This window comes from Chelativorans sp. YIM 93263, from assembly GCF_028767125.1.
Taxonomy (GTDB): Bacteria; Pseudomonadota; Alphaproteobacteria; order Rhizobiales; family Rhizobiaceae; genus Chelativorans.
The window spans coordinates 1-13,698 of record NZ_JAKCWP010000004.1; the positions used below are offsets into that span (position 1 = coordinate 1).

The 13,698-nt window shown below is 62.3% G+C and carries 10 protein-coding genes; 3 read left to right on the plus strand and 7 right to left on the minus strand.

The features are described from left to right. Positions 1-39: 39 nt before the first annotated feature. Both LY631_RS09770 and LY631_RS09775 read left to right on the plus strand, forming a co-directional pair. Positions 40-3,783 (plus strand): TonB-dependent receptor, encoded by a 3,744-nt coding sequence (locus tag LY631_RS09770; protein ID WP_274425108.1) that lies wholly within the window; start codon positions 40-42, stop codon positions 3,781-3,783. Between the two features lie 179 nt (positions 3,784-3,962). Beyond that, positions 3,963-5,129 carry a M20 aminoacylase family protein gene (locus LY631_RS09775; RefSeq protein WP_274425109.1) on the plus strand — a complete coding sequence of 389 codons (1,167 nt, stop codon included), beginning with the start codon at positions 3,963-3,965 and terminating at the stop codon, positions 5,127-5,129. A gap of 59 nt (positions 5,130-5,188) precedes the next feature. Here the strand turns inward: LY631_RS09775 and LY631_RS09780 are convergent, their stop codons facing one another. The 6 genes from LY631_RS09780 to LY631_RS09805 all read right to left on the minus strand — a co-directional run bounded on the left by LY631_RS09780 (position 5,189) and on the right by LY631_RS09805 (position 11,968). Next, on the minus strand, positions 5,189-6,223 hold the full coding sequence (locus LY631_RS09780) for an ABC transporter ATP-binding protein (protein WP_274425110.1): 1,035 nt from the start codon (positions 6,221-6,223) through the stop codon (positions 5,189-5,191). Beyond that, a complete protein-coding gene (locus LY631_RS09785) occupies positions 6,220-7,275 on the minus strand; it encodes an ABC transporter ATP-binding protein (RefSeq protein WP_274425111.1) in 1,056 nt (351 codons plus the stop codon). Before LY631_RS09785 ends, LY631_RS09780 begins: the two co-directional genes overlap by 4 nt. Then, on the minus strand, positions 7,272-8,222 hold the full coding sequence (locus LY631_RS09790) for an ABC transporter permease (RefSeq protein WP_274425113.1): 951 nt from the start codon (positions 8,220-8,222) through the stop codon (positions 7,272-7,274). Before LY631_RS09790 ends, LY631_RS09785 begins: the two co-directional genes overlap by 4 nt. Beyond that, positions 8,219-9,199: an ABC transporter permease gene (locus LY631_RS09795; RefSeq protein WP_274425114.1), complete on the minus strand. Its 981-nt coding sequence runs from the start codon at positions 9,197-9,199 to the stop codon at positions 8,219-8,221. Before LY631_RS09795 ends, LY631_RS09790 begins: the two co-directional genes overlap by 4 nt. A 68-nt stretch (positions 9,200-9,267) precedes the next feature. Then, entirely contained in the window at positions 9,268-10,881 is a 1,614-nt protein-coding gene (locus LY631_RS09800) for an ABC transporter substrate-binding protein (protein WP_274425115.1), read from the minus strand. A gap of 286 nt (positions 10,882-11,167) precedes the next feature. Next, positions 11,168-11,968 (minus strand): tetratricopeptide repeat protein, encoded by an 801-nt coding sequence (locus tag LY631_RS09805; RefSeq protein WP_274425116.1) that lies wholly within the window; start codon positions 11,966-11,968, stop codon positions 11,168-11,170. A gap of 88 nt (positions 11,969-12,056) precedes the next feature. On the opposite strand from LY631_RS09805, the gene LY631_RS09810 reads away from it, so the two are divergent. Continuing rightward, complete coding sequence (locus tag LY631_RS09810; protein ID WP_274425117.1) at positions 12,057-13,100, plus strand: EscU/YscU/HrcU family type III secretion system export apparatus switch protein; 1,044 nt, start codon at positions 12,057-12,059, stop codon at positions 13,098-13,100. Between the two features lie 151 nt (positions 13,101-13,251). Here LY631_RS09810 and LY631_RS09815 read toward each other — a convergent pair whose 3' ends face one another. Continuing rightward, a complete protein-coding gene (locus tag LY631_RS09815) occupies positions 13,252-13,692 on the minus strand; it encodes a hypothetical protein (RefSeq protein ID WP_274425118.1) in 441 nt (146 codons plus the stop codon). Positions 13,693-13,698: the final 6 nt, after the last annotated feature.

Below are 13,698 nucleotides of genomic sequence, written 5' to 3' on the forward strand. Positions count from 1 at the left end.
GGCGGGACAATGAGGGCGATGAGAAGGGGAACCTTGCGGATGCGGTTCGGTCATGGTGCGTTTCTTCTGACCGCCAGCGCGTCGGTTCTGGCGCTGCTGATGCCCGCGGCGGGGGCGCAGGAGGCCTGCACGGACGGTGCCTGCCTGCCGGCTGTCACCGGCAAGGCGCTCAACGACAGCGCCAGCGGCACCACGCCGGTGGGGGCGAACACGGAACGGGCGCGTGCGGGAGACGAACCGTCCATTCCCTTCCGTATCAGCGTCGATGGCGAGACGGTGGACGAGAGCGCCGCGGCTGGCGAAGCCGCAGCCGATCTGGCACCGGGAGAGGCAAAGCCGCCCCTTCGGCAGGCTCAGGAACGCCCGGTTGACCGGCAGCGGCAGACGGATGTGGGGCTTTCGGCCGTCGACATCCAGGTGAAGTTCGACGGGCTGGAGGTGGAGCCGCTGCTCAACGTGTCCACCATGCCGGTGGAGCGCACCTATCGCGCCGGCGAGACGGTCACCTTCTTTGCCACCAGCAACTATCCCGCCTTCATCGAGCGCGCCGAGATCCGCATCTATCAGGCGGACCGGGTGGCCGAGGGCCGGCCGGTGGCCGTTGTCCCGGTGGCCATCAACGGCACGGCGGACTGGCAGATGCCGGCGGCCGGCGATGGCGACTTCGCCTATGTGCTGCGCGTCTACGGCGAGCGCGAGCGCTATGACGAGACGGTGCCGCTGACGATCGCCCGCTCCGAGCGCGAGCTGGAGCGCCATCGCGCCGAGGCGGTCGCGCCGGGCTGGGGCGAGGACCGCACGGCGTTCAGGAACATTCCGCTCAATGGCGGGGCGGTGACGGTCTATGGCCGCAACGTGCCGCCGGGCTACCGGGTCGAGGCGCTCGGCGAGACCATTCCCGTCGACCCTGACCAGGCGTTCGTCGTGAGCCGCATCCTGCCGCCCGGCGACCACGCGGTGGATGTCGGGGTGAAGGGGGCGTCGAAGACGGGCGGGCTGTCCTTCTCCCGCGACATCAACATCCCCGACGACGACTGGTTCTATGTCGGCCTGGCCGACCTGACGATCGGCAAGCGCACCGGCGACGACGGCATCGAGGCGGTGCGGCCGGGCGAGTATGACGAGGTCTATTCCAAGGGCCGGCTTGCCTTTTATCTCAAGGGCAAGATCAAGGGCGAGTATCTGCTGACGGCCGCCGCCGACACGGGCGAGGACGATCTGGACAGCCTGTGGCGCAATCTCGACAAGCAGGATCCGCGCCGCATCCTGCGCCGGCTCGACCCGGACGACTACTATCCCGTCTATGGCGACGATTCGACCATGGTCGAGGACGCGCCAACCAACGGCAAGTTCTATGTCCGGCTGGAGCGCGGCGACAGCCATGTGATGTGGGGCAACTACAAGACGCGCATTTCCGGCACGGAGTTCTTGCGCTCCGACCGGGCGCTTTACGGCGCCAGCGCCACCTACCGTTCGCAGGAGACGACGTCGTTCGGCGAGCGGCGCACGGAGGCCACGGCCTATGCCGCCCAGCCCGACACGCTGCCGCAGCGCGAGGAGTTCCTCGGCACCGGCGGCTCGGCCTACTTCCTGAAGCGACAGGACATCGTCGAGGGCTCGGAGACGCTGACGGTTCAGCGGCGCGACGCGGTGACCGGCCGTGTGATCGAGCGCACGGTGCTCACCTATGGTGAGGACTATTCCTTCGACTACATGCAGGGCGTGATCATCCTGCGCCGGCCGCTCCACTCGATGACGGGCACGGACGGACCGGTGCGCAACGGCGCCATCGGCGGCGACGATCTCTATCTGGTGGCCGATTACGAGTACGAGCCGGTGGCCGGCGAGGTGGACGGCTATGTCTATGGCGGCCGCGCCCAGCACTGGCTGAACGACCATGTACGCGTCGGCGTGACCGGCATGGACGAGGACACCGGGATGGCCGACCAGCGCGCCTATGGCGCCGATATCCGCATACGCCATTCCGAGCGCACCTTTCTGGAGGCCGAGATCGCCCACTCGAAGGGGCCGGGCTTCAACCGCTCGGTCTCGACCGATGGCGGGCTGAGCTGGGGCAACGACCTGGACGACGCCGATGATCCGATCGACCGCGCGGCGACGGCCTGGCGGGTGGAAGGCCAGGTGGCGCTCGACGAGATCGGCGCCGGTGTCGACGGCACCGTGGGCGGCTATTACGAGGAGAAGGAGCGGGGTTTTTCCACGCTCCACGACCAGGCCCGCGCCAACCGGCGCGTGTGGGGCGCCCATGCCGATCTGGCGCTGAGCGAGGACGCGGCACTTGCGCTGTCCTATGACGATCTGAGCGACGATGACGGGCAGCGCAAGCGCGATGGCGCGGCGGCGGTCAGCTGGCAATACGACCAGCACTGGAAGATCTCCTTCGGGGTCACCTATTCCGAGATCATGTCGCGCTTCGACCACCGCGGCGACAAGCACGCCCGCGACGGCTCGCGCCTCGACGCCGGCGTGCGGGTGGACTACCGCATCGACGACGACCGTCTGGTCTATGCGTTCGGCCAGGGCACGCTGGACCACACCCGCGACATCGACCGCAACGACCGGGTCGGCGTCGGTGCGGAGGTTCAGTTCACCGACACGATCGGCGTGACCGGCGAGGTCTCCTACGGCACGCAAGGGGTCGGCGGGCTGGCCGGGGTGACCTACGATCCGACGGCCGACGAGCACTATTATCTCGGCTACAAGCTCGATCCGGACCGGGCCTTCAGCCTGACCCGGAACCGGACGCTTTCCGGGCGCGACAAGGGCACCATCGTGGCCGGCATGCGCCGGCGCATGGGCGATACCCTGTCGTCCTACACGGAAAGCAACTACGACCTGTATGGCGACCGCCGCTCGCTCACCCAGACCTATGGCGTGCTCTATACGCCGGACGCTCAATGGACCGTCGATGGCGGGCTGGAAGTCGGCCGTGTGCGCGACGACACGGTGGACGACAACGGCAACCTGCGCGAGGACTTCGACCGTTATGCTCCTTCGCTTGCCATCGGCTATGAGGACGAGGAGGCGGGCATCAAGGCACGCGTGCGCGGCGAGGTGCGCATCGAGCGCTCCGATGACGAGACCCGCGACCAGAACACCTACCTGTTCGCCGCCGGGCTGAACTGGAAGACCAATCCGGACTGGCGGCTGTTGACCAGCGTCGATGCCGTGATCTCCGACAGCGGCTCCAACCAGACCGCCTTCACCGACACGGACTATGTCGAGGCCTCGCTCGGCTATGCCTACCGGCCGGTCGAGCACGACAAGCTCAACGCGCTGTTCAAATACACCTGGCTCTACGACCTGCCGGGCAACAACCAGGTGATCAGCGGCGCCACGGGCGACCGGTTTGCCCCGGCCCAGCGCAGCCACATCGTCTCCGCCGACGTCGTTTATGACGTCAAGCCGTGGCTGTCGGTGGGCGGCAAGTACGGCTTCCGCTATGGCGAGGTGCGCTACCGCGTCGACGACGGCACGGGCACCGGCTTCGAGAACGAATGGCAGAAATCCTCCGCCCATCTCGGCATCCTGCGCACCGACCTGCACTTCGTGAAGAACTGGGACCTGCTGCTCGAAGGCCGCGTCATGCACATGCCCGAGGCCGACACCACCGAATACGGCGCCCTCGCCGCCGTCTACCGCCACGTCGGCGACAACTTCAAGGTCGGCCTCGGATACAACTTCGGACACTTCTCCGACGACCTTAGAGACCTGACAATGGACGACCAGGGCGTCTTCCTCAACATCATCGGGAAGTTGTGAGGAAGGCATGGAGTCTCCGCCCAGGCGGGCGGAGACTGGGACTACAGTTGTAAACCGGCGGAACAGAGGGGTGCGGCGGAAAACAACTGTAAAGCTGGCCCAAATCATCCTCCTTGCATTGTCCAGATCGAGCGGACAAAGTGCGCTAAATCGAGAGTAGCGCATTTGAGGAGCGGATGATGCCGGTCATCAATCGGATTGCAGAGTTTCACGACGACATCACGGAGTGGCGGCGCGACATCCACGCCCATCCGGAGCTGCAATTCGAGGTGCACCGTACGGCAGCACTTGTTGCCGAGAAGCTGCGGGAGTTCGGCGTCGACGAGGTGGTGACCGGGATCGGGCGCACCGGCGTGGTTGGCGTGATCAAGGGGCGAAAGGCGGAAAGCGGCAGGACTATCGGTCTGCGCGCGGACATGGATGCGCTGCCGATCGAGGAGGCCACAGACGTACCCCACAAGTCCAGGACGCCCGGCATAATGCACGCGTGCGGCCATGACGGGCATACGGCCATGCTCTTGGGCGCGGCACGCTACCTGGCCGAGACGCGCAATTTCGATGGCACGGCAGTGGTGATCTTTCAGCCCGCGGAAGAGGGCGGCGGCGGTGGGCGCGAGATGGTTGACGACGGCATGATGGAGCGCTTCTCCATCGACGAGGTGTACGGCATGCACAACGCGCCGAGCATTCCGTTCGGTCAGTTCGCACTGCGTCCGGGGTCGATGATGGCAGCGGCCGACATGTTCATCATCGACATCGAAGGCGTCGGTGGCCATGCGGCACGGCCGCAGCGCTGTATCGACACCACGCTCGTGGGCGCGCACATCATGACCGCGCTTCAATCCGTGGTCTCGCGCAACGTCGATCCGGTCGAATCCGGTGTCATTTCGGTGACCACCTTCAAGGCAGGTGACGCGTTCAATGTGATCCCGCAAACCGCGCGCCTGACCGGCACTGCGCGCACTCTCTCGCCGACGGTGCGTGACCTGCTCGAAGAGCGCATGGCAAAGGTCGTGGAGAATACGGCCGCCGCCTTCGGCGCAAAGGCGACGCTGGATTACCAGCGTCATTATCCGGTTCTCTCAAACCATCCCGCGCAGACGGAATTCGCCGCCGAAGTGGCGCGGCAGGTGGCCGGAGACAAAGTCGATCCGGAAACGCCGCCGGTGATGGGCGGTGAGGATTTTGCCTTCATGCTGGAGGCCCGCCCTGGCGCCTTCATTTATCTCGGGCAGGGGGACACTCAGTATGTCCATCATCCCGAATACGACTTCAACGACGAGATCATCCCGATCGGCTGCTCCTATTGGGCAAGGCTCGTGGAAACGGCGCTGCCTGTCATGTAGGCACAGTAACGGACCTGATATATCAGAGATATATCAGAATTCGGTCAACTGGGCTGATATCACGTGCTTCCGTAAAGGAGACAGCGGACGCTCGTGTTCCCGGCATGTTCCACCGGAGGTATAACCGTCTTGCAGTGCGCCATAACGCGCGGGCAGCGGGGATGAAAATGACATCCGGGAGGTGGTGTGATCGGGTTGGGAATCTCGCCCGCGATGGAGCGGCGCTCAATGCCTTCCATGGCGATATCTGGCACCGCATCGAGAAGCATGCGGGTATAAGGATGTTTCGGCTCCGAAAAAAGCTCCTGTGCGGAAGCTTCCTCCACTAGGCGGCCGAGATAAAGGACGCCGACTTGCGATGCCATGTGACGGACGACCGCCAGATTGTGGCTGATGAAGAGATAGGTGAGGCCGAGGCGCTGCTGGAGATCGCGCAGCAGGTTGAGGACCTGAGCCTGCACGGACACGTCCAGCGCCGAGGTCGGCTCGTCGCAGACGATGAACTCCGGCTCGGATGCAAGCGCCCGGGCGATGGCGATGCGTTGGCGCTGGCCGCCTGAGAACTCGTGCGGGAACTTCTGTCCGTCACGCGGATCGAGGCCCACCAGCGACAGAAGCTCTGCGACACGCTCCGCCCGGTCGGCCGGGTTGGTAATGAGCCCGAAGGCTTTGATGGGTTCGGCGATGATCGATTGAACGCGCCAGCGCTGGTTCAGACTGGCGAACGGATCCTGAAAGATCATCTGGATGCGCCGTCGCATCGCCCGCTGCTCAGCGGCTTGCGCTTTGGCCCAGACATCCGTACCCGCGATGCTGACGGAACCGGCCGTGGGTTTCAGGAGCCCGACCACCATTCTGGCGATGGTCGATTTGCCCGAGCCTGACTCTCCAACGAGTGCGTAGGTCTCCCCCCTCCTGATGGAGAAATCCACGCCGTCTACGGCAGTCAGGGTAACGCGTCCCTCGCGCTCGATCAGACGGTTGAGCCAGGGGCGGGACAGGTCGAAAACACGGCGCAGATCGCGCGCTTCCACCAGCGTTTCCTGGCTGGGGACAGTGCCCGAAGCAGGCTGCTTGATCTCCGCGACATTCATGAGACTGTATCCTCGGTTCGGCCTTTCACGGCGATTCCCGCCTTCTCCGCGCGCCGGGCATTTTCGACCGGAGGGAGTTTGGATCCACCCGTGTCGTGCAGGAAACAGGCGGCCCGTCCCGATGTCGTGGGATAAGGCTCTGGACGCTCCGCACTGCAGCGCTCGAAAGCGAACTGGCAACGCGGGTTGAAAGCGCAGCCGGAGGGGATGGCGCCGAGACGTGGCATGGAGCCGGGGATCTGCGCAAGGCTCTCGTGGGGATCCATCGTCAGCGAGGGAATGGCTGCCATCAGGCCAACCGTGTAAGGATGCTGCGGCCTCTTCACCACATCCTGAACCGAGCCAATCTCGGCCATCCGACCGGCATAGAGCACGCAAACCCGGTCGGCAGTCTCTGCGATCACGCCCATGTCATGCGTAATCAGCAGGACCGACGTGCCGCGATCCTCACACAATCGCTTCAATAGCGCGATGATCTGCGCCTGGACCGAAACATCAAGCGCGGTCGTGGGCTCATCGGCGATGACCAGGTCCGGATCGGCTGCAAGTGCCAACGCGATCACCACCCTCTGGCGCATGCCGCCGGAAAACTGATGCGGATAGGAGGACAGGCGCTCCCCCGCAGCCGGAATTCCGACTTCTTCCAGCAGTTGTCGCGCCTTGGCGCGCGCGGCTGCGTGCGACATGTTCTCATGGGTCAGGATTGTCTCGATGAGCTGGTCGCCGATGCGGTAGAGCGGGTTAAGGCTCGTTAGCGGATCCTGAAAGATCATGCCGATGCGCCGGCCTCGAATGCGGCGCATGGCGTCCGGCGGAAGCCCGTCGATACGCTCACCCTGAAGGCTGATTTCACCGGCGGCAACATGACCGGGCGGTTCCAGCAGACCGATAATTGCCGAGCCCGTGATCGACTTGCCGGCGCCCGACTCCCCCACCATCCCCAGGACTTCCCCAGGGGCGATGTCGAAGGATAGATCGTCGATCGCCACCAGCGTGCCGCGGCGTGTGGGGATCTCGACCCTGAGATTCTTGACGGAAAGAGTAGGTGTCATCGCAGCTTCGGATTCAATGCGTCGCGCAGCCAGTCTCCGAGCAGGTTAACGGCGAGGGCGAGCACTGCCAGTGTAACGCCCGGGAAGATCGTGATCCACCATTCGCCGGAAAACAGGAAGTCGTTGCCGACCCGGATCAGGGTGCCAAGCGAGGGTTGCGTCAGGGGAGCGCCGACGCCCAGAAAGGAGAGCGTGGCCTCGGTGATGATGGCGAGCGCCAGATTGATCGTCGCAATGACCAGAACCGGCCCCAGCACGTTTGGCAGGACATGGCGGAACATGATGGTGATCGGCCCCAAGCCGATGAGCCGCGCCGCCAGAACATATTCCTTATTGGCTTCCACGATCACGGAGCCGCGAACCGTACGCGCGTACTGAACCCAGAAACTCAATCCGATGGAAAGGATCAGCACACCGAAGACGATCTCATCATAAGCGTGCGAACCGGCGAGCCCTCGCGCCACCCCGTCGATCAGAAGCGCGATGAGAATGGCTGGGAAGGTAAGTTGCACATCGGCGATGCGCATGATGATGCTGTCGGTTTTTCCGCCGAAATAGCCCGCTACGAGCCCCAGGGTCACGCCGAGAACCATGGCGAAGATCACGCTGGCAAAGCCGACAGCGAGCGAAGTGCGCATACCGTAAAGGATCGTGGAAAGCAGCCCTCGGCCCTGGTCGTCGGTGCCGAGCAGAAACCGGGGATCACCGTCGGCTTCCCAGGCAGGTGGATAAAAACTGTCCATAATGGAGAGCGAGGAGGGGTCATATGGATTTTGTGGTGCAATCCAGGGCGCAAAGACCGCTGACAGGACCAGCACCAGGGTCACGACCGCAGCCACCATGGTCAGCGGCGATTTGCGAAGTGAATAGATGAGGTCGCTGTCGAGAGCGTTCTTCAGGCGGCTGGATCTGCGCGCAGGGACCTGTGTGAGGGTTTGTTCGCTCATGCCGGGCTCCCTCCAAGCCGGATCCGGGGATCGACGGCAACGTAAAGCAGATCGACGATGAAATTGATCACCGTGAAAAGGAAGGCGATCAGGAGCAGATAAGCCGCCATGATCGGAATATCCACGTTCTGAACTGCCTGCAGGAACAGAAGCCCCATCCCCGGCCACTGGAAGACAGTTTCGGTGATGATCGCGAAAGCGATAATCGAGCCGAGCTGCAGGCCCGTGATGGTGATGACCGGGATGAGCGTGTTCTTCAGCGCATGACCGAAATTGATCGCGCGCCTGGAAAGCCCCCGCGCGCGGGCGAATTTGATGAAGTCGGTGCGCAGCACCTCCAGCATCTCACCGCGAACGAGGCGCATGATCAGGGTCATCTGGAAAAGGCCGAGCGTGATCGAAGGCAGGATGAGCGATAGAAGTCCGGACTTGGTCAGGAATCCGGTTGTCCAGAAGCCGCCGATCTGAACGGTGTCGCCGCGGCCGAAGGAAGGCAGCCAGCCCAGATGAACCGAAAAGACGAAAATCAGCAGAATGCCGATGAGAAAGGTTGGCAGGGATATGCCCGCTAAGCTTATGGCCATGAAGAGGCGCGAAAGAAGCGTGTCGCGGTAAAGGCCCGTATAGACGCCCATCGGAACACCGATGAGAAGGGCGAATAACGCCGAGACAAGCGACAGTTCCGCTGTCGCCGGAAAGCGGCTTGCGATCAGTTGCGCTACCGGCTGCTTCATCTGATAGGAGATTCCAAAGTTGAACTGCACGGCGTTGCCGACGAAGCGTGCGAACTGAACAATGATCTGGTCGTTCAGCCCGAGATCCTGGCGCAGTTGCGCACGTTCGGCCGGGCTCGTGTCCACACCAACCATCTGGTTGATGGGGTCGCCGACGAAGCGGAACATAACGAAGGAAAAAAGTGCGACCACGAGAAGCACGCCCGCAGCCTGAAAAAGACGCCGAATGGTGAATGCGAGCATTTAACCGGCCCTAAGACCGCTCCCAACCGGGGATTACCCGGCCGGGAGACGGTCGATCATGTGGGGTTTCAGTGAACCTGGGCCCAGTAGAACAGGACCTGGTTGTCCGAACGCTGAACGATATCGACGTTCGACCGCTTACCCCATGCTAGGGACTGCTGGTGCAGCGGGATATGCGACGTCTCGCTGGTCAGGATCTCATAGGCCTGCTTGATCATCGCGTCGCGTTTTTCGATGTCCGTTTCGACCACGATATCCTTTGCCAGCGCGTCGACCTCTTCGTTGCAGTAGCCGCCGAGGTTGAACGGTCCGCCAGCGCCGGACTCATCGCGGCAGGTCGCCAGGTTGGTCAGAACATTCCACGAATCGAACGAACTCGGCGTCCAGCCCAAGAGAAAGAAGTCCGTGTCATAGCCGCCGGGCGCCAGCACTTTCGCAAAGTACTGCGCCTTAGGTTGCGCATTCAGATCGATGTTCACGCCGATACCCGCGAGCATGGACACAACTGCCTGGCAGATAGCCTCGTCATTGACGTAGCGGTCGTTGGGGCAGTCCATCCCGACCGTAAAGCCGTCCGGATATCCGGCCTCGGCCAGAAGCTCCTTGGCTGCGTCCGGATCGTAGGGCCAACGCTCGAACTCGCCCGAATCGGCGAAGAGTTCGTTGGCGATGAGCAGCGGCACCGGCGTAGCAAGGTCGCGCATTACGCGTGTCTTGATCGCATCGATGTTGATGGCCTGGTAGAAGGCTTTGCGGACTCGCGCGTCTCGAAACGGATTCTCACCCTCGACGTCGGAGGTCGGCAGTTCATCCCGGATCTGGTTGAAGCCGAGATGGATGACGCGCAGTTCCGGTCCTGTCAAAACGTCGGTATCTGGGTTGGAATCCACACGACTGATATCCTGGACCGGCACTGGTTCGATCAGATCGACATCGCCCGACAGCAGCGCTGCAACGCGAGTGGCGTCGGACGCGATCGGCGTGAACACGACCTGATCCAGATTGTGTTCGACCTCACCCCACCAGTCTTCGTTGACTGTGTAGATGGTCTTCACGCCCGGCTCGTGGCTATCAATCTGGAAAGGCCCCGTGCCGTTTGCCATGTAGGCCGCTTCACCCGGATTCGTGTCCCGCGCGGAGATCGGGTTGGTCAACCCGTTTTCCTCGGACCACTCCTTGTCCATGATGTACCAGGTGTCCCATTCGGCAATGAGAATGGGGTTGGGCGTCTGAAGTTTGACATCCACCGTGTGGTCATCGACCTTGACCCATTCCGAATCCGCCGGAATGCGGGTTTTCATATCGGAATTCTCAGCCCGCACGCGCTCGGCGGAGAAGATGACGTCGTCCGCCGTGAACGGATTGCCGTTTGCGAAGGTCACATCCTCGCGAAGATGGAAGCGCCAATGCAGCGGCTCGAGCATTTCCCAGCTTTCGGCAAGGCCGGGAATGATCTCCAGATCCTCGTCGCGCTTGGTCAGACCTTCATACACGTTGCCGAGCATACCCAGCGTGAAGGTCTCGTTGAGCGAGTACGGATCGAGAGCGTTCAGCGTTCCTTGAAACGCGAAACGCAACGTATTCTCCTCCTGGGCCGTTGCCCCGGTCACGGATGCCGTCATTGCCGTTGCGGCAATGATCGCCGCCCGGAGCGATCGGGCTCCTGCAATTTTCCTTCCCATACGGTCTTCCCCTTCTCTTCGATGAGTGATTGTTTTTATTTTATCTGGATAATGTCTACCGAAACGATGCCGTGTACACAACATGCGAGCAACCCGCGATCAATATAGCGCCAGTTGAGGCTTGGCTTCCGCAGCTATGTTTTGCGCCACGCTTCATCGAGCGAAGCGGGGTCGTTGCGATCGCTGGCGAATTCGCGGGAAATCGGACGGGCGATTAGGCGACGATTGCCCTCTTGAATATACACGTTCCTGATAGCCTCTAACCCGAAGAACCGGAACCAGCAGATTATACCCCGATAGAGCCGAGCGCTTCAGCGCGAGCCTGCAGCGAAGATTGCGCGCGTATGGTGCCGGCCTGCGAAAGCAGCGTGTTGACTTCCTCGGTGGCTAGCCCGGTAAGCCCGAGCGCACGCGCCTCGTTGTCCCGATCCAGTAAGCCGTAAATGAGTATGACATTGCGCTTGTGCTGAAGGTTGGCGTCGGGATTGGACGCGACCCTTTGGACGATCGGCAGCGCCTGGGCATCATCGTTGGCCAGCGCTGCCGCGAGCGCCATGTTGATCTGGACATCCAGATCGTCGGGCGCGAGCGAAAGCGCACGAGCGAACGTGTTCATTGCCGGCTGGGTCTGGCCTGCAAAGGTTTGCGCCACGCCGAGGCGGTTGTAGGCTTGGCTGGTGTTGACGCTCTGAGCACCCTCGGAAAGCGTTCTTATACCCGCTTCTGCATCGCCCTGATCGATCATCGCCCAGCCCAGTCCGACGAGGGCCGGGCCATACTTTGGTGAACGCGATAGGGCGGCGCGGTAGGCCTCCATTGCTTCGTCCGGATAGCCCGAACGCATGTAGACGTCTCCCAGACCGACAAACGTGCTGGCTGGAGCACCCGGTAGCGCAGCAGCCTGTTCGTAAAGTGTGATAGCGGTTTCCCATTCGCCGCGCTGCTCGAGATCCGCCGCGAGACTCATGAGGCGAGAGGATTGGCTTGCCGGCTCCGCGCTCGTGTCTTCGCTTCCGCCTTGCGTTGTAGCGCAACCGGTAAGCGCGATCGCACTCATCACAAGCACAACCGCCATGCGTCGTCGCATATTCATCTCCCACCCATCGCGCGCGGCTTGACAGCCCCTCCGCAGAATGCCCATTTCGCCTATCATGAGCAGGTCATAGGCGAAACCCATGACGCAGGAAAGTGAGGAAAAACAACTTCCTCCCACTGAAAAGAAACTCAGGGAAGCGCGGCGCAAGGGACAAGTGCCGCAAAGCCGCGATCTGCCGTCGGGTTTGTCTATCTTCGCGGCCCTGACATACCTTTTCTTTGCGTGGCCCGTTATGTCCGACAGGCTTGTCGAACTGATGGACACGATCGCCAGCCGGCAGAACGATGATTTTGCCGAGGCAAGCGCCTTTGCCGTGCATCAGACGCTGATGACGGTGCTGGCGATAATCACGCCGCTGGTGGCCATCACGGCTGCGACCGTGATTATTTTCGGCATTTTTGCGACGGGCGGCCCGGTCTTCTCTTTCGAGCCTCTCAAGCCGCAGTTTGAAAAGGTAAGTCCGGTTCAGGGCTTCAAGCGGCTGTTTTCGCTCCGCAACCTGGTCGAGTTCGGAAAGAACCTGCTCAAGGTCGTATTCCTCACCGGACTTTTGACCTTGATCCTGCTGAATTGGCTGCAGCCGCTTTTCGAGGCACCCGGGTGTGGCACGTCCTGCCTGGCAGGAACGGTCGTGGGTATCCTCACCCCGCTTGGAATAGCGGCCGCACTCGCCTTCGTCGTTATCGGCTTTCTCGACATACCGATTCAAAGTTGGCTGTTCCGGCGCGACATGCGCATGACGCGCACGGAGTACAAGCGCGAACGAAAGGACATCGAGGGCGACCCGCAGATTAGGCAGGAGTTGCGGCGTCAGCGCCGCGACGCAGTTACGCGGCCAGTCAAGCGGGGTTTGGAGAACGCATCTCTGGTTGTTTACCACGGGGACCGTTCGGTAGCGCTGAGATACGTTGCGGGAGAGACGCCGATTCCGGTCATTGTCGCCAAGGATGAGGGACCCGCCGTCGCTCTGTCGCTTTCTCGTGCGCGCAGCCGCGGATGTCCTGTGGTCGAGGATGCGGCACTCATCGAGGCGTTGTTCCCGAACGCGCGGGTCGGAAATGACTTGCGTGAAGATCTCTTCCCACTAATTGCGCGATATCTCGTGCGGTTTGGCCTCGTGTGAGTGCAGGAAGACCAGGTGCGGCCCCGGTGTCGCCCGAGCCCCCGTTAGCATTACTGTTGTGAACTGGCAGTCATGATAGTCAGCGCCCATTCGCGCCCCCGCTGTCCTGCAGGACAGATGGGCGCGAATGGGCGTGGCTGTGGCTGTAAAGTTACAGCGCCATGTCTGTCGTGGCCGCGCGTTCATGAGCCCCGCCGAGCGCGTCGCCTTCTTCATAAATGTAGCGGCGGGCGGCTCTGGCCGAGGGTGCTGCTGGCGCGGCTCCAAGCGCGCGCCCCTCGATGAGATCACGTTTCTGCTCTGCCATAAGCTGCAAGTTGTAAGCGTTGGCACAGCCGGGCGGCAGGTGCGGTCCCAGTTGCGGAACAACCGTCATATGGGTTTCCGCCGGTTCCGGTGACTGATCCGCAGGTGCGCCGAGACAGGCCTCCGGTACCAGAACCGATTGGCCGACGCCCTTTCCGGTGCTCATATAATTGTTCGAAGGCATGTAGGCGAAATTCGATGATACATCCCTCGGCGTGTTCGTGCAGCCGGCCATGACAAAAAGGGACAACACCGCAGCGGCGCGAAATTGGTTTACTGTAGGCATCGGTGT

Excerpts from the sequence above, each read along its gene's own strand:
- LY631_RS09770 (WP_274425108.1), top strand. The coding sequence starts at position 40 with ATGCGGTTCGGTCATGGTGCGTTTCTTCTGACCGCCAGCGCGTCGGTT.
- LY631_RS09775 (WP_274425109.1), top strand. The coding sequence starts at position 3,963 with ATGCCGGTCATCAATCGGATTGCAGAGTTTCACGACGACATCACGGAG.
- LY631_RS09780 (WP_274425110.1), bottom strand. The coding sequence starts at position 6,223 with ATGAATGTCGCGGAGATCAAGCAGCCTGCTTCGGGCACTGTCCCCAGC.
- LY631_RS09785 (WP_274425111.1), bottom strand. The coding sequence starts at position 7,275 with ATGACACCTACTCTTTCCGTCAAGAATCTCAGGGTCGAGATCCCCACA.
- LY631_RS09790 (WP_274425113.1), bottom strand. The coding sequence starts at position 8,222 with ATGAGCGAACAAACCCTCACACAGGTCCCTGCGCGCAGATCCAGCCGC.
- LY631_RS09795 (WP_274425114.1), bottom strand. The coding sequence starts at position 9,199 with ATGCTCGCATTCACCATTCGGCGTCTTTTTCAGGCTGCGGGCGTGCTT.
- LY631_RS09800 (WP_274425115.1), bottom strand. The coding sequence starts at position 10,881 with ATGGGAAGGAAAATTGCAGGAGCCCGATCGCTCCGGGCGGCGATCATT.
- LY631_RS09805 (WP_274425116.1), bottom strand. The coding sequence starts at position 11,968 with ATGCGACGACGCATGGCGGTTGTGCTTGTGATGAGTGCGATCGCGCTT.
- LY631_RS09810 (WP_274425117.1), top strand. The coding sequence starts at position 12,057 with ATGACGCAGGAAAGTGAGGAAAAACAACTTCCTCCCACTGAAAAGAAA.
- LY631_RS09815 (WP_274425118.1), bottom strand. The coding sequence starts at position 13,692 with ATGCCTACAGTAAACCAATTTCGCGCCGCTGCGGTGTTGTCCCTTTTT.